At 74.0% G+C, this 17,594-nt stretch carries 21 protein-coding genes and 1 riboswitch; of the genes, 11 read left to right on the forward strand and 10 right to left on the reverse strand.

Translation table 11 applies throughout. From position 1 onward, the window contains the following. Positions 1–36: 36 nt before the first annotated feature. On the forward strand, positions 37–693 hold the full coding sequence (tenA, locus tag HUT16_RS18680) for a thiaminase II (protein WP_176189280.1): 657 nt from the start codon (positions 37–39) through the stop codon (positions 691–693). A gap of 177 nt (positions 694–870) precedes the next feature. Continuing rightward, positions 871–1,071 (forward strand): hypothetical protein, encoded by a 201-nt coding sequence (locus tag HUT16_RS18685; protein WP_176189281.1) that lies wholly within the window; start codon positions 871–873, stop codon positions 1,069–1,071. Here the strand turns inward: HUT16_RS18685 and HUT16_RS18690 are convergent. Then, positions 1,068–1,961, reverse strand: coding sequence for an NAD(P)-dependent oxidoreductase (locus tag HUT16_RS18690; RefSeq protein WP_176189282.1), 894 nt, complete (start codon positions 1,959–1,961; stop codon positions 1,068–1,070). The genes HUT16_RS18685 and HUT16_RS18690 overlap by 4 nt on opposite strands. A gap of 47 nt (positions 1,962–2,008) precedes the next feature. Next, positions 2,009–2,449: a cytochrome P450 gene (locus tag HUT16_RS18695; protein ID WP_176189283.1), complete on the reverse strand. Its 441-nt coding sequence runs from the start codon at positions 2,447–2,449 to the stop codon at positions 2,009–2,011. Between HUT16_RS18695 and HUT16_RS18700 the strand changes: the two genes are divergently transcribed. Continuing rightward, positions 2,436–3,086: a hypothetical protein gene (locus HUT16_RS18700; RefSeq protein WP_176189284.1), complete on the forward strand. Its 651-nt coding sequence runs from the start codon at positions 2,436–2,438 to the stop codon at positions 3,084–3,086. The two genes, HUT16_RS18695 and HUT16_RS18700, sit on opposite strands and share 14 nt — an antisense overlap. On the opposite strand, the gene HUT16_RS18705 is transcribed toward HUT16_RS18700, so the two are convergent. The 5 genes from HUT16_RS18705 to HUT16_RS18725 form a co-directional block, all read right to left on the reverse strand. Continuing rightward, positions 3,038–4,513 (reverse strand): class I adenylate-forming enzyme family protein, encoded by a 1,476-nt coding sequence (locus HUT16_RS18705; RefSeq protein ID WP_176189285.1) that lies wholly within the window; start codon positions 4,511–4,513, stop codon positions 3,038–3,040. The genes HUT16_RS18700 and HUT16_RS18705 overlap by 49 nt on opposite strands. 163 nt (positions 4,514–4,676) lie before the next feature. Further along, positions 4,677–5,432 carry a glycosyltransferase family A protein gene (locus tag HUT16_RS18710; protein ID WP_176189286.1) on the reverse strand — a complete coding sequence of 252 codons (756 nt, stop codon included), beginning with the start codon at positions 5,430–5,432 and terminating at the stop codon, positions 4,677–4,679. Continuing rightward, entirely contained in the window at positions 5,429–6,436 is a 1,008-nt protein-coding gene (locus tag HUT16_RS18715; RefSeq protein ID WP_176189287.1) for a 3-oxoacyl-ACP synthase III family protein, read from the reverse strand. The genes HUT16_RS18710 and HUT16_RS18715 overlap by 4 nt, the downstream gene beginning before the upstream one ends. A gap of 125 nt (positions 6,437–6,561) precedes the next feature. After that, entirely contained in the window at positions 6,562–8,046 is a 1,485-nt protein-coding gene (locus HUT16_RS18720; protein WP_176189288.1) for a flotillin family protein, read from the reverse strand. A 185-nt stretch (positions 8,047–8,231) separates the two neighbouring features. Next, positions 8,232–8,432 carry a hypothetical protein gene (locus HUT16_RS18725; RefSeq protein ID WP_176189289.1) on the reverse strand — a complete coding sequence of 67 codons (201 nt, stop codon included), beginning with the start codon at positions 8,430–8,432 and terminating at the stop codon, positions 8,232–8,234. Between the two features lie 112 nt (positions 8,433–8,544). Continuing rightward, positions 8,545–8,677: riboswitch (TPP riboswitch) on the forward strand. Between HUT16_RS18725 and thiC the strand changes: the two genes are divergently transcribed. Beyond that, complete coding sequence (gene thiC, locus HUT16_RS18730) at positions 8,673–10,466, forward strand: phosphomethylpyrimidine synthase ThiC (protein WP_176189290.1); 1,794 nt, start codon at positions 8,673–8,675, stop codon at positions 10,464–10,466. Its footprint overlaps the riboswitch before it by 5 nt. A 65-nt stretch (positions 10,467–10,531) precedes the next feature. Here thiC and HUT16_RS18735 read toward each other — a convergent pair whose 3' ends face one another. Both HUT16_RS18735 and HUT16_RS18740 read right to left on the reverse strand, forming a co-directional pair. Beyond that, on the reverse strand, positions 10,532–10,678 hold the full coding sequence (locus HUT16_RS18735; protein WP_176189291.1) for a hypothetical protein: 147 nt from the start codon (positions 10,676–10,678) through the stop codon (positions 10,532–10,534). A 152-nt stretch (positions 10,679–10,830) separates the two neighbouring features. Then, complete coding sequence (locus HUT16_RS18740; RefSeq protein WP_176189292.1) at positions 10,831–12,012, reverse strand: hypothetical protein; 1,182 nt, start codon at positions 12,010–12,012, stop codon at positions 10,831–10,833. 163 nt (positions 12,013–12,175) lie between these two features. On the opposite strand from HUT16_RS18740, the gene HUT16_RS18745 reads away from it, so the two are divergent. From HUT16_RS18745 to HUT16_RS18760, 4 genes are all read left to right on the forward strand, one after another. Further along, entirely contained in the window at positions 12,176–12,598 is a 423-nt protein-coding gene (locus tag HUT16_RS18745) for a hypothetical protein (RefSeq protein WP_176189293.1), read from the forward strand. Next, the gene (locus HUT16_RS18750; RefSeq protein WP_176189294.1) at positions 12,595–12,903 is read left to right on the forward strand and encodes a hypothetical protein; all 309 of its coding nucleotides are present in this window, start codon (positions 12,595–12,597) and stop codon (positions 12,901–12,903) included. The genes HUT16_RS18745 and HUT16_RS18750 overlap by 4 nt, the downstream gene beginning before the upstream one ends. 698 nt (positions 12,904–13,601) lie before the next feature. Continuing rightward, positions 13,602–13,823: a type II toxin-antitoxin system VapB family antitoxin gene (locus HUT16_RS18755; RefSeq protein ID WP_176189295.1), complete on the forward strand. Its 222-nt coding sequence runs from the start codon at positions 13,602–13,604 to the stop codon at positions 13,821–13,823. Next, entirely contained in the window at positions 13,820–14,239 is a 420-nt protein-coding gene (locus HUT16_RS18760; protein WP_176189296.1) for a PIN domain-containing protein, read from the forward strand. The genes HUT16_RS18755 and HUT16_RS18760 overlap by 4 nt, the downstream gene beginning before the upstream one ends. 34 nt (positions 14,240–14,273) lie before the next feature. Here HUT16_RS18760 and HUT16_RS18765 read toward each other — a convergent pair whose 3' ends face one another. After that, positions 14,274–15,179: a hypothetical protein gene (locus HUT16_RS18765; RefSeq protein ID WP_176189297.1), complete on the reverse strand. Its 906-nt coding sequence runs from the start codon at positions 15,177–15,179 to the stop codon at positions 14,274–14,276. 228 nt (positions 15,180–15,407) lie between these two features. Between HUT16_RS18765 and HUT16_RS18770 the strand changes: the two genes are divergently transcribed. The 3 genes from HUT16_RS18770 to HUT16_RS18780 all read left to right on the forward strand — a co-directional run bounded on the left by HUT16_RS18770 (position 15,408) and on the right by HUT16_RS18780 (position 17,529). Then, a complete protein-coding gene (locus tag HUT16_RS18770; protein ID WP_176189298.1) occupies positions 15,408–16,160 on the forward strand; it encodes a DUF6585 family protein in 753 nt (250 codons plus the stop codon). A 168-nt stretch (positions 16,161–16,328) separates the two neighbouring features. Continuing rightward, a complete protein-coding gene (locus HUT16_RS18775) occupies positions 16,329–16,754 on the forward strand; it encodes a hypothetical protein (RefSeq protein WP_176189299.1) in 426 nt (141 codons plus the stop codon). Between the two features lie 169 nt (positions 16,755–16,923). After that, entirely contained in the window at positions 16,924–17,529 is a 606-nt protein-coding gene (locus HUT16_RS18780) for a TetR/AcrR family transcriptional regulator (RefSeq protein WP_176189300.1), read from the forward strand. Positions 17,530–17,594 lie beyond the last annotated feature (65 nt).

Consider the following 17,594-nt stretch of genomic DNA (forward strand, 5'->3'; position numbering starts at 1 on the left):
CGTGCCGAAGCCGCGCCCGCGCAGGAGGACGAACCCGTGAAGCTCACCGACGAACTGTGGGCGGCCGCCGAGCCGACCTACCGCCGGATCCTCGACCACCCCTTCCTGCTCGGCCTTGCCGACGGCACCCTCCCGCGCGCCGCGTTCCGGCACTTCGTCGTCCAGGACTCCCACTACCTGCGCGACTACGCCCGGGCGCTGGCCGTCTGCGCCGCCAAGGCCCCCGGCGAGGACGAGGTGCTGGCCTTCTGCAACGACGCGGTCGGCGCGATCGCCGCCGAGCAGGATATGCACGGCGAGTTCATGGCCGCGCTCGGCGGCCCCGCCGAGGGCGACGGGACCGTGCTGCCCACCACCCGCGCCTACACCTCCTACCTGCTGGCCACCGCCTACGGCGGCTCCTTCGCCGAGGCGCTCGGCGCCGTGCTGCCCTGCTACTGGATCTACGCCCGGGTCGGCGAGGAGCTGGCCCGCCGCTCCTCCCCCGAGCCGCTGTACGCCAAGTGGATCGCCGCGTACGGCGACGAGGGCTTCCAGGGCGTGGTGCGCCGCGTCCTGGAGCTCACCGACCGGATCGGCGAGGAGCTGTCCGCGGCCGAACGGCGGCGCGTGGTCGAGCACTTCACCACCACCTCGCGCTACGAGTGGATGTTCTGGGACGCCGCCTGGCACTGCGAGGCCTGGCCGGTCTGAGGGTTCTCCCCGAGGCCGCAGCGGCCCTCGGGTCAGGGAAGGATCTCCGGGTTCTCTCCGGGCCGGACCCCCTCGATTTCGGCTCCCGCTCCCGCCTACGATCGAAGTGTCGAGATCGAGGGAGCGGGAACGCAGCCGGAAACACCGGCACCGACCCCGAGGGGAGAAGGTACGGACATGGCCGGGTTCTGGAAGTCGCTGCCCTCGTGGGTGCGCAACATCGTCGTGCCGATCCTGCTGCTGGTGATCGCCTGGAAGATCTTCTGGGCCATCGTGGGCGTGGTGGCCGGCATCGTCGCCTTCGCGATCAACGTGCTGGTCCTGGTCGCGATCGCCGCGGTCGTGGTGATCCTGCTCAAGAAGGCCGCCAGGAACTAGCGCCCGCCGCGGGCCGGGCCCGCCAGGTAGTCGTCGAGGTCCCGGCCCGGGGTGAAGCCCCGGGACCGGGACTTCCGGGTGTCCAGCACCACCCGGTGCGCGAGCTGGTCCAGCGCGTACGCGGTGAGGTGCGGGCGCCGCCCCACCGCGAGCGCCGCCAGCCGGGGCGGCACGTGCAGCAGCCGGGCCCGGCGCCGGTGCGCGGCGAGCACCGCCCGCAGCGCGGCGTCCCGGCCGTACGGGGCGCGGTCGGCGACGTTGTACGCGCCCGGCGGCCAGCCCGCCGCCAGCAGGCACGCCTCGGCGAGGTTCTCCACCGCGGTCAGGCTCAGTTCCACGTCCCGGCCCGGCAGCGGCAGCACCCCGCCCCGGACGGCGGCCAGCAGCCGCGGCACCAGGTGCGGGTCGCCCGGCCCGTACACCGCGCGCGGGCGCAGCACCACGGCGCCCGCGGCCAGCGCGAGGGCGTCCGCGAGCGCCTTCGTCCGGCCGTACGCGTTCAGGTGGCCGCCGGCGGTGGGGTGCTCCTCCGGGACGAACGACCGGTCCGGGCGCGGGTCGTAGACGCTCGCGCTGCTCACGAACACGAAGGGCGTCCCGGCGGCGGCCTCCAGCAGGCGCCGGGTCGCCCCGACGTTGACCTCGTACTGGGTGCGCTCGGCGGGCGAGCCCGGCGGGTGGTCGCCGACGGCCGCCGCGCAGTGCACCACCACGTCCGCCGCGCGCAGTTCGGGCGGGACGGGGCCGCCGACGGCGTCCCACGGCACGTGCGTCCCGTGCCGGGGCGGGCGGCGGCCGAGGGCCAGGACGCGGTGGCCGCGGGAGACGGCGAGGGCGGCGAGGTGCGAGCCGCAGAAGCCGGTGGCGCCGGTCAGCGCGAGGGTGGTCAACGCGGGTCCTTTCCGCGAACGGGGTTGAGGGGCCGAGCCCCTGGCGGTTACTTCTGGAGGACGCAGCTGCGGTAGGAGGGGAGGGCGCTGGTGGGGTGGGGGGCGGTGCGCAGGACGCGGGGGTGGTGCGGGGCCAGGGTGGTGAGCAGCAGGGCGAGTTGGGCCCGGGCGAGGGCGGCGCCGGGGCAGCTGTGGGGGCCGAGGCCGAACGGGGCCCGGGTGGCGTGCGGGTGGGCGGGGGTGTCGCGGTGCGCCTGCGCGGCGTGGCGGGCGACCAGCAGCAGGCGGTCGCCGCGGCGGATCCGGTGGCCGAGCACGGTCGCGTCGGCGGCGGCCGCGCGCGGCAGGACCGGGGACGCGGCGGTGCGGCGGAGCAGCTCCGCGGCGAGGGCCGGGGCGTCCCGGTGGGCGCGGTCCCAGAGCCGGTCGCGGGCGCACCAGGCGACGGCGCGGGGCAGCGCGGCGAGGGTGGTGTTGACCGCGGCCACGGCGAGCATCGCGTCGCGCGGGTCGGGCAGCAGCCGGCCCAGCTCCTCGGCGGCCTCGCGGGCGCGGCGCGCCCGCCCGGGCGGGGAGCAGGGACGGCAGGTGCGCGCGGGCGGTGGTGGCCGCGGCCCGCTCGGCGGCGCGGGCCAGCCGGACCGGGTCGGCGTCGCTGCCGGTGAGCGCGGCGGCGGTGGCCCCGGCCAGCTCGCGGACGACGGGGACGAGGTCGACGGGCGCGTCGAGGCCGGTCAGCCGCCGGTCGAGGACCCGCTGCCAGAGCGGGTGCAGCGCGGCCACCCCCGAGGGGCCCAGCAGGCTCGCCAACTCGCTTCGGGCGGTGCGGTGTTCGGCGCCCTGCTGGTCGAAGAGCAGGCTGCCGCCGGTGAGCCGGGCGGCGGTGCCGCCGGTGGTGCGCGCGGCCGTCCGGTCGAGCGGGACGCGGGTGAGCACCTCGCGGTAGGCGTCCGGGTGGTGGACCAGCACGGTGCGGCCGAGCCGGAGCACCGGCCGGTGCCTGGTCGCGGCGAGCAGGGCGAACAGCAGCGGGTGGCTGCGCAGGTAGACCGCGCGGTCGGCGCGCCGCGCGGGCGTCAACGGGGGCTCCGGGCGGGCGGGGTGGCGAGGCGGTGGGCGCAGTAGCGGGCGGCCGCCGGGCGGTCGGGCTTGCGGGAGCGGCCGGTGAGCGGGACGGGGCCGAGCAGCAGGGCGTCGGGGCGGGCGGTGCCCATCCGGGCGAGCGGGGCGCGCAGGGCGGCGCGCAGGCGGTGGTGGTCGGCGCCGGGGCGGGGCTGCACCAGGGCGACCAGCCGCTCGTCGCCGTCCGGCGCGGGGACGCCCACCAGGACGGCGAGTTCGACGTCCGGCAGGTGCAGGGAGGGCTCGTACAGGCCCGGGTAGATGTTCTCGGCGCGGCGCAGCACCATGTCCTTGAGCCGGCCGGCCAGCACGATCCGCCCGTCCGGGTCGAGGCGGGCCCGGTCGCCGGTGCGCACCCACGGGTCCGGGTCCTCGCCCAGGTAGCGGTCGCGGGCGGACGGGGCGGCGAGCAGCAGTTCGCCGTCCGCGCCGAGCCGGGTGCGGACGCCGGGCAGCGGGTGGCCGAGCAGGTCGCCCGGGCCGTCGTGGGCGCTCTTGTCGCGCTCCTCGACGGCCGCGGCCGGGAACAGCTCGGTCAGCGCGTACACCCCCCAGGCCTCCCGGGCGCCCGCCTGCTTCGCCCGGCGCAGCAGCGCCGCGTCGGCGGGCGCGGAGCCGGTCCAGACCCGGCCGGTGAGCCTGGTCAGCGGCCGCAGCCGGGGCGGCGTCAGGTAGGTCTCGTCCGGGGCGAGCCGGTCGATCTGGCGCTGGAGCACGGCGGTGCGGCGGGCCGGCAGGGCGACGACCGCGCCCGCGGCCAGCGCCGGGACCAGCACGAACGTCGTCCCGCCCAGCACCGTCCGGCCCGGCCGGGGGCGCACCAGCGCGTCGACCGCCCGCATCCCGGCGGCCAGCGAGGCCCGCGAGTGCACCACCGCGCGCGGCGCGGACGTGGTGCCGGAGGTGAACACGACCACCGCGTCCCCGTCGCCCTCGTACGGGGCGGGGGCGGGCCCCGGGTGCCCGGCCAGCGGGCGGGCGCACCAGGGGTGGCGGGGGCCGACGGTGGCCACCGGGGCGAGGGCCGCCAGCGGCGGCAGCTCCAGCCCGGCGCGGCGGGCCAGCGGGGCGGCCCACCCGGAGACGGCCTGCGCGGCGGCATCGGCCAGGATCAGCGCGGGCGGGGCCAGCGCCAGCCGCGCCCGCAGCACCTCCGGCCCGGCGCCCGGGTCGAACACGGCGCTGCGCAGGCCCAGCCGGTGCGCCGCCAGCAGCACCGCGAGGGCCCGCGGGCCCGGACGCACCGCCACCCCCAGGGTGTCCCCCGCCCGCAGGCCGTGGACGTGGTGCAGCGCGGCGGCGTGGCGCTCGGCGAGGTCGGCGAGTTCGCCGCAGCGGGCGAGGACGCGGGGGGCGCCGCGGCGGGTGGCGCCGAGGAGGGCCGGCCGCGAGGCGCCTTCGCGCAGGGTGCGGGCGAGCTGGTCGAGCACGGGGGATCCTTTCCGTGAACAGGTACTCGGGGGCTCGGGGAACGGCGGGGCCGTGCTGCTGCGGGCCGTGGTGACAGCACCCGGAGCCGATGCGGGCAACGGCGGTGAACCGTCGGCAGCCACGGGCCCGCCGTTCCCCGAGCCGCCGGTGGCGCGTTCTCCCCTACCGGATGTCGACGTCGCGGTGGCCGGCGCCGCGTTCGAGGTACCAGCGGGCGGTGCCGCGCAGGCCGTAGGCGCGGATGCGGCGGGTGGAGTTCTGGACGACCATGTCGGGGCGGTGGACGATCGCGGTGGTGCGGCGGCGGATGTGGTTGATGAAGGCGCGGTCGGTGGGGGAGGGGCGGCGGGGCATGCCGTCGGTGGCGAGGTAGAGCGCGGCGGTGATGGCCATGTTGTTGCCGGCGTGCATGCGGTAGGGCGTGAGGTAGCCGTGCCGGCGCCGGTGGGCGGGGCGGACGCGGCCGAAGAAGGCGCCGAGGGCGACCAGGACGCGGAAGACGGTGCGGCCGACGGGGCCGTGCTCGTCGCGGCGGGCGGTGACGCGTCCGCAGACCAGCCCGCCGCAGGCCAGCATCGCGGCGCGGGCGGCGCCGGTCCAGCCGGGTTCGGGCAGGCAGTCGGCGTCGGTGCGGGCCAGTAGCGTCGCGCCGCGGGCGATGGCGTGCCGGAAGCCGGTGTCGACGGCGCAGCCGACGCCCTTCTCGGGTTCGGTGAGCAGGTGGACGGGGAAGGGCGCGGTGCGGGCGAAGGCGAGGACCTGCGCGCCGGTGGTGTCGGTGGAGCCGTTGTCGACGACCAGCAGGGTGAAGTCGCGGTCGTGCTGGGCGGCGAGGGCGTGCAGGGCGCCGTCGATCCGGGCGGCCTCCTGGTAGGCGGGGACGATCACCCAGAGCTCGGTCGTCCGGTGTGCGGTCATGACTTCTCCCAGACCATCGTCATCAGGCTGACGCCGCCGCCCAGACCGACCATCAGGACGCGGTCGCCGGTGTCCAACTCGTCCATGACGAGGTCGAGTTGGACGCCGATGGTGGCGGAGGCCAGGTTGCCGAGCTCGGGGACGGTGACCACCAGCCGGTCGGCGGGGACGCCGGTGAGCTCCACGAAGCGCTCCAGGTACGGCAGGGTGACCTGGTGGACCAGGACGCGGGCGTAGGCGTCCCAGCCGAGGCCGGTGCGGGCGGCGACGCGGGTGAGGATGTCGGCGCCGATCCGTTCGAAGACGCCGCGCAACTCCTTCCCGCCGCCGCGGAAGTAACTCCACTCGTCGCCGCGCGGGTGGCGCGAGCCGCCGCCGGGTATGCCGCCGACCTCCCAGTGCTCGGAGGCGGTCTGGGTCTCGACGTCGAGGATGCCGCCGCGGTCGACGCGTTCCAGCAGGACGGCGGCGGCGCCGTCGCCGAAGGTGTAGCCGGCGAAGCCGGCGCGGAGTTCGGCGAGGCCGGAGGGGTCGCGGCGCATGGCCCGGCTGGGGGTCTCGCCGGTGACGACCAGGGCGCGGGCGGCGCGGCCGGCCAGGATCATCGCGCGGGCGGTGTCGATGCCGTTGAGGAAGCTGTTGCAGGCGTTGGCGACGTCCAACGCATGGGCGTGGGAGCCGAGTTCGGCCTGTATCAGGTGGGCGGTGGCGGGTTCGCAGACGTCCCGGGAGGCGGAGGCGAACAGCAGCAGGTCGAGGTCGCCGGGGTCCAGGCGGCGGCGGGTGAGGGCCTTCCGGGCGGCGGCGAGGGCGAGCGTGGAGGGGTGCTCGTCGGGCCCGGCGAAGCGGCGGGTGCGGATGCCGGTGGCCTTCTCGAACATGCCGTCGGGCAGCGGGAGGCGGGCGCCGGCGGCCACTTCGTCCTGCAACTGCCGTGAGGTGACGGCCTGTCCGGGGAGGTGGGAGCCGACGGCGGTGATTCCGACGCGGGGCAGCGGGTCCATGCTCCGATGCTCTCCCGGGGCGGCGGCCGGGGCGTGAGTACGGGTACTCAGCCGGGGTCGGGGATGCGGAGCCGGCCGGGCCGGTACGGCGGCGGTGCCGTCGTACCGGCCCGGCCGGCCGGTGGTCAGTTGCCGGTGTCGACCTGGACCGGGATGACCTGGGTGGCCGGGGCCGGTTCGGCCGGGGCCTCGGCGGGGGCGGCCGGGGTCATCGAGTTGAGCAGCTGGCGGGCCAGCCCGAGGCCGGTGCCGCCCATGGTGAGCGCCTTGGCGAACATCTCGGACATGCCCTCGGCGCCGTTCAGCAGCACCATGTGCTCGACGTTGCCGAAGGCGTCCGCGCCGGCCCGGACGATGGCGGGCCAGTTCTCGGCGAGCTGCTGGGCGACGACCGCCTCCTGGTTCTCGGCGAGGGCCGCGGCGCGGGCCTTGATGCCCTCGGCCTCGGCCAGGCCCTGGGCCCGGGTGGCCTCCGCCGCGGCGAGGCCCTTGGCGCGGGCGGCCTCCGCCTCGGCCAGGCCCTTCGCGGCCTCGGCGGCGGCCTGGGCCTCACCGGTGGCGCGGGTGGCCTCGGCGGCGGCCAGGCCGCGGGCCTTGGTGGCCTCGGCCTCGGCGGCCGCGGCGACCTTGACCCGGTTGGCCTCGGCGGCGGTCTTCAGGTCGGTCTCCCGGGAGAGCGCCTCGGCGGCGGAGATCCGGGCGTCGCGGTCGGCCTCGGCCTTGGTGCGGGTCTCGTACGCGCGGGCGTCGGCCGGCTTGCGGACGTCGGCCTGCAGCTGCTGCTCCTTGCGGTGTGCCTCCAGCTCGGCGACCTTGGTCTCCTGGACCACGACCTCCTGCCGGGCGGCGGCCTGGGCGAGCGGCCCGGCCTGGAGCGCGCGGGCCGCGGCGGTGTCCATCTCGGCCTGGTAACCGGCCTGCTGGATACCGGAGTTGCGCGTCGCCTCGGCCTTGCGGGCGAACGCCTCCTGCTCGGCCTCGGTGGCCCGGCGGTCGGCCTCGGCGGCCGCGATCCGGGCGTCGCGCTGGACGGCGGCGGCGTGCGGCGCGGCCAGGTTGGTGATGTACCCGGTCGGGTCCAGGATCTCCTGGATCTGCAGCGAGTCGATGATCAGGCCGAGCTTCTCCATCTCGATGCCCGAGGCGGAGCGGGTCTCCCCGGTGAGCCGCTCGCGGTCGCGGATCATGTCCTCGACGGTCAGCCCGCCGACGATGGAGCGCAGGTGGCCGGCGAACACGTTGTGCACCCGCTGGCCCATCATCTTCTGCTGGTCCAGGAAGCGGCGGGCGGCGTTGGCGATGGACACCGGGTCGTCGCCGACCTTGAAGATGACCACGCCCTTGACGTGCACCGGAATGCCCTGCGAGGTCACGCACTCGACGTCCAGCGCGGCCTCGTTGAGGTCCAGCGACAGCCGCCGGACCACCTGGACGCCGGGCAGCACGAAGGTGCCCCGTCCGGTGACCACGCGGAAGCCGAGGCCCTCGCCGTGCTTGGAACCCGAGATCACCAGCGCCTCGTTCGGCTCGGCGACCCGCCACATCATCTTGAACAGCAGGACCACGACCAGCAGCCCTGCGACAACGGCTCCGACGATGCCGATCAGCATCGCGATCTCCCCCTTCGTGGCACACCGGTCCGTGGCTGCGCTGGGTGGTGCAGTTGTGGGCGCGGAACCCGGTGGCAGCCGCATTCTCCGCCTGCCGTGATCGCGGGGGAAGGGGTCGCGCCGACGGGAGCGCCCACTGTCTCGAAACCGTTGCGCGGGTTTTGCCCGGCCTTGGTGAGGCGCCGTCAGTAGGGCTCGACGTACACCGTGCGCGGTGGCTGGTAATCGACCACGACCACCATGGTGCCGGGCTCCAGCGGCTCGCCCGGCACCGCCCGGTACGCCAGGAACGCCTCGCTGCCCTGGCGTTGGGGGACGTGCACCATCACCTCGCCGACCAGGCCCGCGCCGATCCGCCCCGTCACCCGTCCCACCAGTCCGATCACCCGGGGATTGTCCCCCGCCCGTCGGCGCGGTGAACAGCGGCCGGTCGGAGGCGTGCTGGACCATCCGTGCCCGGTGCCCTACGGTGAACGGCGAACGCAGGCGGCGAACGCCCCTGCGCGGAACGGGAGCTCGGAGCACCGGGCTGAGAGGGCGCTGACGGTACGCGGCCCGCGTACCAACCGCTGCGTCGACCGCAGGAACCTGACCGGGTAATGCCGGCGTAGGGAGTTGAAGGTCGCATGACCGCATTCACCGAGCACACCTCTGCCCACCAGCCGGCCGCCGGGTACCCGACCCCGGCCTGGCGCAAGGCGTACCGCCAGGGGAGCAGCCCCGACCTGCGGGTCCCCTACCGCGAGGTGCACCTCACCGACGGGCGCACCGTCCCGCTGTACGACACCTCCGGGCCGTACACCGACCCGTCCCACACCGCCGACGTCCGGCGCGGCCTGCCCGCGCTGCGCGACCCCTGGATCCGCCGGCGCGGGGACGTCGAGGAGTACGAGGGCCGCGCGGCCCGCCCCGAGGACGACGGCATCAGGCACACCGCCCCGCGTGGCGGCGACCTGCGCAACCTGGACGCCGTCTTCCCCGGCCGCCCGCGCCGCCCGCTGCGGGCCCGCGACGGCGCCGCCGTCACCCAGCTCGGCTACGCCAAGCGCGGGCTGATCACCCCGGAGATGGAGTTCGTCGCGCTGCGGGAGGGCCTGGAGCCGGAGTTCGTGCGCGAGCAGGTGGCGCGCGGACGGGCCGTCATCCCGGTCAACGTGAACCACCCCGAGGTCGAACCGGCGATCATCGGCACCGACTTCCTGGTGAAGATCAACGCCAACATCGGCAACTCCGCGGTCACCTCCTCGATCGAGGAGGAGGTGGAGAAGATGACCTGGGCCACCCGCTGGGGCGCCGACACCGTCATGGACCTCTCCACCGGCCGCAACATCCACACCACCCGCGAGTGGATCCTGCGCAACTCCCCCGTCCCGATCGGCACCGTCCCGCTCTACCAGGCGCTGGAGAAGGTCGACGGCCGGGCCGAGGACCTCAGCTGGGAGGTCTACCGGGACACCGTGGTCGAGCAGTGCGAGCAGGGCGTCGACTACATGACCGTGCACGCCGGCGTCCTGCTGCGGTACGTCCCGCTGACCGCCCGCCGCAAGACCGGCATCGTCTCGCGCGGCGGCTCCATCATGGCCGCCTGGTGCCTGGCACACCATCAGGAGAACTTCCTCTACACGCACTTCGAGGAACTCTGCGACCTGCTGCGCGCCTACGACGTCACCTTCTCGCTCGGCGACGGCCTGCGCCCCGGCTCGATCGCCGACGCCAACGACGAGGCCCAGTTCGCCGAACTCACCACCCTCGGCGAGCTCGGCCGGATCGCCCGGGCCAAGGACGTCCAGGTGATGATCGAGGGCCCCGGGCACGTCCCGATGCACAAGATCCGCGAGAACATGGACCTGCAGAAGGAGATCTGCGACGAGGCCCCGTTCTACACCCTCGGCCCGCTGACCACCGACGTCGCGCCCGGCTACGACCACATCACCTCCGGCATCGGCGCCGCGATGATCGCCTGGTGGGGCACCGCGATGCTCTGCTACGTCACGCCCAAGGAGCACCTCGGGCTGCCCGACCGCGACGACGTCAAGACCGGCGTCATCACCTACAAGATCGCCGCCCACGCCGCCGACCTCGCCAAGGGCCACCCCGGCGCCCAGGCCTGGGACGACGCCCTCTCCGACGCCCGCTTCGAGTTCCGCTGGGAGGACCAGTTCAACCTGGCCCTCGACCCGGAGACCGCCCGCGCCTTCCACGACGAGACGCTCCCCGCGGAACCCGCCAAGACCGCGCACTTCTGCTCCATGTGCGGCCCGAAGTTCTGCTCGATGAAGATCAGCAAAAGCATCACAGAGCTGTACGGCGACAAGGCTGTGAACACCGAGTACGACGCCGAGGCCCTGGCGGGCATGCAGGCCAAGTCCGAGGAGTTCGCGGAGCACGGTAGCCGGGTGTACCTCCCGCTGGCCGACTGACAGCGGAACCACACGGGCGGCCACACGGGGAACCGGTGTTCCCGGTGCGGCCGCCCTGGTCGTTCTCAGGCGTTCCAGGTGCTCACGATCGGGGCGGGCCACTCCGTGGCCGTTGCCGCGAGATCGGTGGGCAGCAGCGCGAGCAGGAGAGCCCGGCTGTCGGTGACGGACTGCAACGCGGCCTCCTGAGCCTCGTCCTTGGTGTCGAACATGCCCTCGCCCACGGTCTCGTTGTGGGGCGGCTCGCCGACCTCGCCGACCCACTGCGACGCGCCGGGCCAGACCCGGACGTGCGTCAGCCGGGAAGGCTAGGGCAGGCCGGTGACGCCACGGGCGGCGGCTTCCTTGATCACGTCTTCGATGGTCACGGTTGGGCTCTCCTCATCTCGGCCAGTGCGGCGTCCAGTCGTGCGGAGCGGACCACGGTGGAAAGGTCGGTGGCGGTGCGGGCGTAGTGCTCGGCTTCTTCGCGTGCGCCTTGGCGGTAGAGCACCGTGGCCAGTTGGGCGGTGTCGATCGCCTTGGAACGGGCCCGGTTGGAGGTCTGGGAGTCCACAGCGCGACGGAGGCGGGAGACGAGGTCGGAGACCGGCCGTCCCTTGACCGTCGCAAGCAGGTAGAGGGCGTGGCCGGTCTCCCCGTGCAGTTTGTGCTCGGTGAAGTACCACATCCAACGCGGTTCGCTGCGTAGATCGGTGACGCGGCTGTAGATCGATTCGGCAAGGCTGATCTGCCGCATCACCTCGGCCTCGTCACCCTGGACGGCGTACGCCTGGGCCTTCACCGCGGCGATCATCGCGAGCGCGGACAGCGGCACGTCACCCATTGCCATGTCGGCCAGGGCGACGGCGTCCACCGGCTTGCGTTCGGCGATCTCCTGACGGGCGAGGCCGGTCGCGACGTGGCACAGGAGTCCGTCGTCGCCGGCTTCCTGGGCTGCCTTGATGCCGAGCCCGAACGTGCTCCGCGCCGACGAGCTCTGTCCCGCGTCGAACGCCGACCACGCGGCGAGATCGGCGAGGTTGGCGATCTGGCCGCACAGCCGGTCCCGGACGCGGGGCCCCATCGAGGACTTGGTGAGGTCGACGGTGTTCCGCAGTTCGGCGAAGGCGAGGTGGCGGGTGGCCAGGCCACCGCTTCGCCGGTCCCACTCCTCAAGTGCGAAGGTCCGTTCGGCGATGTCGTCGATGTCCTTCATCCCCAGGGAAGACGGGGACGGCATGACGTCGGGAAGGATCGAGGCCAAGGAGACGGCCAGGAAATCGCGGCGCTTCGACTCGCTCACCTCCTCCCGGTCGCGCCGGGTCCGCTTCGAGAACAGGCCCAGCTCCGCGTTCGTCGCCACACCGAACACGCCGCGCAGTGCAGCACGGACGTGTTCGTCGGGCCAGCTGATTACGCCACGTTCTAGGCGGCTGATCACGTTGGCGTCAATCGCCGATTCCCGATGGGTCTCCGCCTGAATTCGGGCGTTCACCCGCTTTGCCACGTCGCTCTGCGTCCACTCCCGCCTGAGCCGAAGCCTTCGTAGCACGTCGTTGGCCATCTGGGACCTGTCTCTGGGGGCGCTGCAAGGCGCTGAACTGCCTAGTGAAGTGCCTGCCTTCTGCCTACAGGATCGCCCTGTTCCTACCAAGACCGCAGGCGTTTGATGGTTCTCGCGTCGCCGGGGCGGAACGTGTGGGGCGTGGCTGGTGAGGCTGGTTCGAGTGGTGGTCGGAGACATGAGAGGGAAGGGGTGTCGAGTGCCGCACGCTGATTCGCCGTTGGGGGCTGGGGGCGTTCTCCGGCGGTTCCTGCGGGAGGGGTTCGCGGACGTCGAGGGGGCCGCCGAGTTGTTGGAGCGGGCGTTTCGGATGGCGCGGTTGGAGCCGCCGCCGGGGTTGTCGCCGGTGTACCGACCGGATGTGGCACCGGAGTTGGCCGGTGTCGCGTTGGGGTGCGCCGGGTTGGGGTGGGTGCAGCGGTTGGCGGAGTCGTTGCTTGAACTCGCCTTTCTTCGAGGTGAGTTGCATGCGGTGGTGGCGGCGTTCCCGGAGCTGGACTTCGGTGACCTGTCGGGTGAGTACCTGGAGGTACTCGGGGTGATCGCTCCTGACGGGGCGCTGCCCAAACTGGGGGCGGCCTCGTGAGCAACTGCGGGCAGCCGGACGAGCCGGCGGAGGTGTTGCTGCAACGGGCGTGGGCGGTCGCCGAGCGGCTGGCGAAGGCCACCGGGCAGGAGACGGGGGTGATGGAGATCGCGGGCGGGTACCGGATCTCCGTGCACCTGTACGGCGGTGGGGACGACCACCGCGAAGTGCTGGCGGCCCTGGCAATGGGCGACCGTTACGGGCACCGTGGTTCCCACGGGCCGCAGCACGACGAACAGGACAAGGGCACTGTCTGGTGCGAGGTGTACCTGAACCCGCCGCAGCGTCCGGGCACGTCCCGCTGAGCGGTCGGTGACGGCTTCGGGACCACCTCGGCCGGGCTTCCCCGTAGCTGCCGAGAGTAGGGGTGGATGGGTTCGGTCAATCTCGCTTCCGGGAGCCGCAGTTGGCGATGGTAGCCGACGTTGCGGGCTTGACGGGTTACGTCCGCCCCGGATCATCGAGCAGCGAGGAGCCCGGACGAACGGACCTCGGCCATCGGCTGTGACCTGCTCGCGGTGCCGACCGGGCCTGTCCGGGCTCCTGCCGTCGGTCGCCCCACCGCCGGCCCGTGAGCGGTGCTGCTCCGGGCTCCGTCGTGTGCCCGGTGGGTCTGGTCGCGGCCCCGTGGGCGAACGTCTTCAACGGCCAGGTGTCCACCGGCGTCGCCTACCGCGCCGAAGGCAGCCAAGTCGTGATCGGCAGAGCGGCCCTGGCCGGGCCGGTGGAGCCTTCCCTCCTCGGGCCCGGCCGGTCCCCGCCCTCGTGCTCTTTCCTGCCGGACGCGCACGCCCGGCACCGCGCCGACTCCCCTGAGGACACCCTCTTGCCGAACACCCCAAGCCCCGCCTTCGGAGCAGACTTTCTGCCCGCCCTGATCGGGCCCTTCCCCGCACCCGGCAGGGCGAGGAGTCGTGTGACGGCGTCAGGTTTCTCCTGATCCGTGCCGGTCGGCCACTGCTATATTCAAGGAGGGTGTTGGTCTTATATATCGGAGGCATGCATGAGCGTGACGACCATCGACTTGGACGATGACGCACTGGCGAAGGCCCTGCGGTTCTCCGGCGGAGCGACCAAGAAGGACGTGGTGAACGCCGCGCTCCGCGAGTACGCCGAGAGGCACGAGCGTGCTGCCCGGCGGGCCCGGCATGTGCAGGCTGCCCGGGAGTGGGACTACGAGGGGTGGCAGCAGGTCCATGACGCGGAGAAGCGGGGAGCGGAGTGATCCGGTACCTCGTGGACTCCACCGCCGTGTGGCGCCTGCTCCGGGAGCAGGACCTGAACGAGGCATGGGGGGAGGACATCGACCTGCGGGTGATCGGGTCGTGTGCTCCCCAGCGCGCCGAGTTCCGGCGTTCCGCGCGGAACCTCGCCCACTACGAGCAGATGGGCGAGATGTTCGCGGATCTGTACCCGGATGTGCCCCTGCCCAAGAACATGTGGGGCTGGATCGAGGCCGCCCAGTTCCGGCTCGCCCGGAGCGGCGGAGCTGTCCGGGCGCTGTCCGTGGTCGATCTGACGGTCTGCGCCACCGCGGCCCACCACGGGCTGATCGTGCTGCACGACGACAACGACTTCGCCACCGCCGCCGGGGTGCTGACCGACGTGCTGCAACGGAACGTCCGCGACGTTCCGCGCTGAAGGCCGGCCGCCGGGTCCGGCTGGTGGCGGGGGGTCAGGAGGTGGTGGTGACCGGGTGGAGGTCGGTGGGGAGGGACGGGGTGGCGAGTTGGGCGGCGAGGGTCTTGGCGTCCTGTTCGGTGAAGGAGCCGGAGATGTCGGCCTGTCCGCCGGTGATGGCCTCCGCGACGTAGGGGTGGGAGAGGACGGCGCCGTCCAGCACGATGGCGAACTGGTTGCCGGGGGTCGGGAGGGTGGAGATCCGGCCGGTGACGTCGGCGAAGGCGGTGCCGCCGGACGGGGTGAAGCGCAGGCGCACCTGCCAGCCGGCCCCGCTGTCGCTGAACTCGGAGGTGCTGTCGGCGATGTCCTCCCCCTTGACCGCGACCGGGCCGAGGACGAACTTCCAGCGGCCGCCGGCCGGTTCGGTGCCGCAGGCCAGCGCCTCGGCGGCGGGGTCGGCGGGTGCGGCGGAGGGTGCGGGGGTGGCGGCTCCGTCCCCGCAGTCCAGCGCGGCGAAGCGGTCCTTCCACTGCGCCGGGACGTCTCCCGCCGTCGGCGCGGCGGCGTCGGGGCCGGCCGTCGCGGCGGCGAGCACCGGGCGGAACTCCAGGGCCGGCCGGTGGGTGAGCGCGGCGAGCCGGTCGCCGACCGGGCCCGCGACGGTGAGTGCGAGGGTGCCGTTGTCCGCCTTCACCTCCGGGTTCGGCAGGCCGAGCAACTCGGCGCGGCGGCGCAGCTGTTCGGCGGCCCGGGTGAGCGCCTCGCCGCTCAGCGGCCGGTCGGTGGCGAAGACGGTGGTCGTCCGGTCCGCGGCGGCGGTGCCCGAGGTGGCGCCCGTCGTGCCGGTCGGCTGGACCGGGGCCGGGGCCGGGGAGGCGCCGGAGTCGCAGGCGGCGGCGCTGAGGGCGCAGGCGAGCAGGAGGGCGGCGGCGCCGGCGGTGCGGCGGGGGTGCTCCATGGCGGTCATTCTCGCAGTCGGCCGTCGCATTCGGCGGGTTTCGGGGTAATTCGGGGGGCGGTCGGCCGGGGCCGGGAAAGGCATTCGGGGGCGGTCCGGCGCGGGGCCGGGCGCGGCGGCCGAATGGACCGGGGAAAGGGCCTTTCCGGAACGGGCGGTTGCCAGTAGCATCCGGTGCCGCCGCTGACCTGCGGCATTTCCGTGGTGAAGCGCGACGAAGAGGTACCCGTGCACGACGTACAGACCCCGCCGGCCGAGCGGCCGTTCTCCGACGGGGTGGCCGCGCTGGCCGCCGCCGAGGGCCTGGGCGGGCTCCGGGCCACCTTCCGCCCCAAGCGCTCCGGGTTCTGGCGGCTGCTGGGCCTCGCGGTGTTCGGGCTGTTCGGCCTGCTGGCCCTCGTGCTGCCGGGCCTGTACTTCCTGTGGCTGCTGTGGCGGACCCCCGACCTCAACCGGAAGCAGGCGGCCCGGCGGATCCACTGCTTCGAGCACGGGCTGGTGCTGGACGAGCCGTCCGGTCCGGTCGCGTTCCGCTGGGACGCGGTCTCGGTGCTGCAGCGGATCACCCGGCGGTACGTGAACGGCGTCTACGTCGGGACCAGCTACGACTACCGGCTCTTCCGGCCGGACGGGACGAAGGCCCGGCTGACCGGCTTCTACGCCGAGCCGGAGGTCTGGGGCGCGGCCGTCCAGCACGAGATCACCCGGGCCCAGCTGGCCGGCGTGCTGGACCTGCTGAACGGCGGCGGGACGGTCCACTTCGGCGACATGGTGGTGAACGCCGGCGGGGTGGCGACGGCGAACCGGGCCGGCGTGCCGTGGGGCGAGATCGAGCAGGTCGAGGTCAGGCGCGGCACGGTGGCCCTGCGGAAGGCCGGGAAGTGGATGCCCTGGTCGAACACCCCGGTCCACCGGATACCGAACTTCTTCCTGTTCCTGTGCGTGGTCGAGGAACTCCGGGGCCGGAGCGCGGCATTGTAGGCAGCTGACGGCAAATCAGCGGAATGCCCGAGGAATCCTTTGTGCATTCTTTGTATGTCGCTTGGATCACGCCCGCTCGATATCGCGACGAATGCCGGGAAAGCCCGATTCGGTCCTGGATAGGGTGCGCGCACGCCGCCAACGGGCGGTCCAAGACCAGAGGAACCCATGTCCACTCCGCAGACCCCCCAGCCCGAGCAGCAGCAGGTCGCGCCCGGGGCGCCCGCCGCCGCTCCCTTCGAGTACGCCGCCGCCTCCCAGGCGGCCGCCGAGGCCCCGAAGAAGGGCATGGGCAAGAAGATCCTCGGCATCGTCGCGGTGGTCGTCATCGGTGTGGCGGTCAAGTTCGGCATCGGCGCGGTGTTCGGCGACGACCCGGTCCGCGCCAAGGCCGGCGACTGCGCCGTGGTCTCCGGCACCGACAGCAAGCCGGAGTTCAAGGTGGTCGGCTGCGACGACGCCAGTGCCAACGCCACGGTCAGCCGGGTCGTCGAGAACAGCTTCGACCTGGACGCGTGCGGTGACGGCGTCGCGGCCATCGCGCAGCAGAAGGGCAGCGAGAAGTTCGTGCTGTGCCTGACCCTCAAGCAGTGACGGCCTGACCCCCGAGCAGTGACGCCGCCGCGCTGACGCGCCGGCCCCGGGCCCCGGTCCGCACCCCCGCCGAGCGGGGGCCGCGGGCCGGGGCCTTCCGCCGTCGGCGGTCTGCGGGACGGTACCGACCGGTACCGAAATTCGTCAACCACCCGCTAGCCTGGGGGACATGGCCACCCGTGCACGTGCCCGGCTGCTCGACACCGCCGAGGCGCTGTTCTACGCCGAAGGCATCCGCGCGGTCGGGGTCGAGCGGATCCTCGCCGACTCCGGCGTCGGCCGCGCCTCCTTCTACCGGCACTTCACCGGGAAGGACGAACTCGTCGTCGCCGTCCTCACCCGCCGGGACCAGGTCTGGCGCGACTGGCTGGCCGAGCGCGTCACCGCGCACGGCGGGCGCCCGGCCGCGCTGTTCGACGCGCTGGCCGAACGCTTCGCCCGCGCCGACTTCCGCGGCTGCGCCTTCATCAACACCATGGTGGAGACCGCCGACCCCGACAGCCCCGCCCACCGGGTCGCCGCCGCCCACAAGCGGCGGGTCACCGAGTACGTCGCCGCCCTGCTCGCCGCCGAGGGCCGCGCGCCCGGCCCGGCCGCCGAGCTGGCCCGGCGGCTCGTGCTGCTGATGGACGGCGCGATCGTCACCGCCCTGCGCGAGGGCACCACCGCCCCCGCCGCCGAGGCCGGGGCGATCGCCGCCGCCCTGCTGGCGTCGGCCCCGCCGGCCGGCCCGCCGCTGGAAGATCCGTGCGCGGCGCCCGCCGATCGGGGGTGATCCGTGCGCGCGGGCCGGACCGGCCCGCGCCGGGGCCAGGATGCCGGAGAACCGTCCGCTCCCCG

The organism is Kitasatospora sp. NA04385 (genome assembly GCF_013364235.1).
Taxonomy (GTDB): domain Bacteria; phylum Actinomycetota; class Actinomycetes; order Streptomycetales; family Streptomycetaceae; genus Kitasatospora.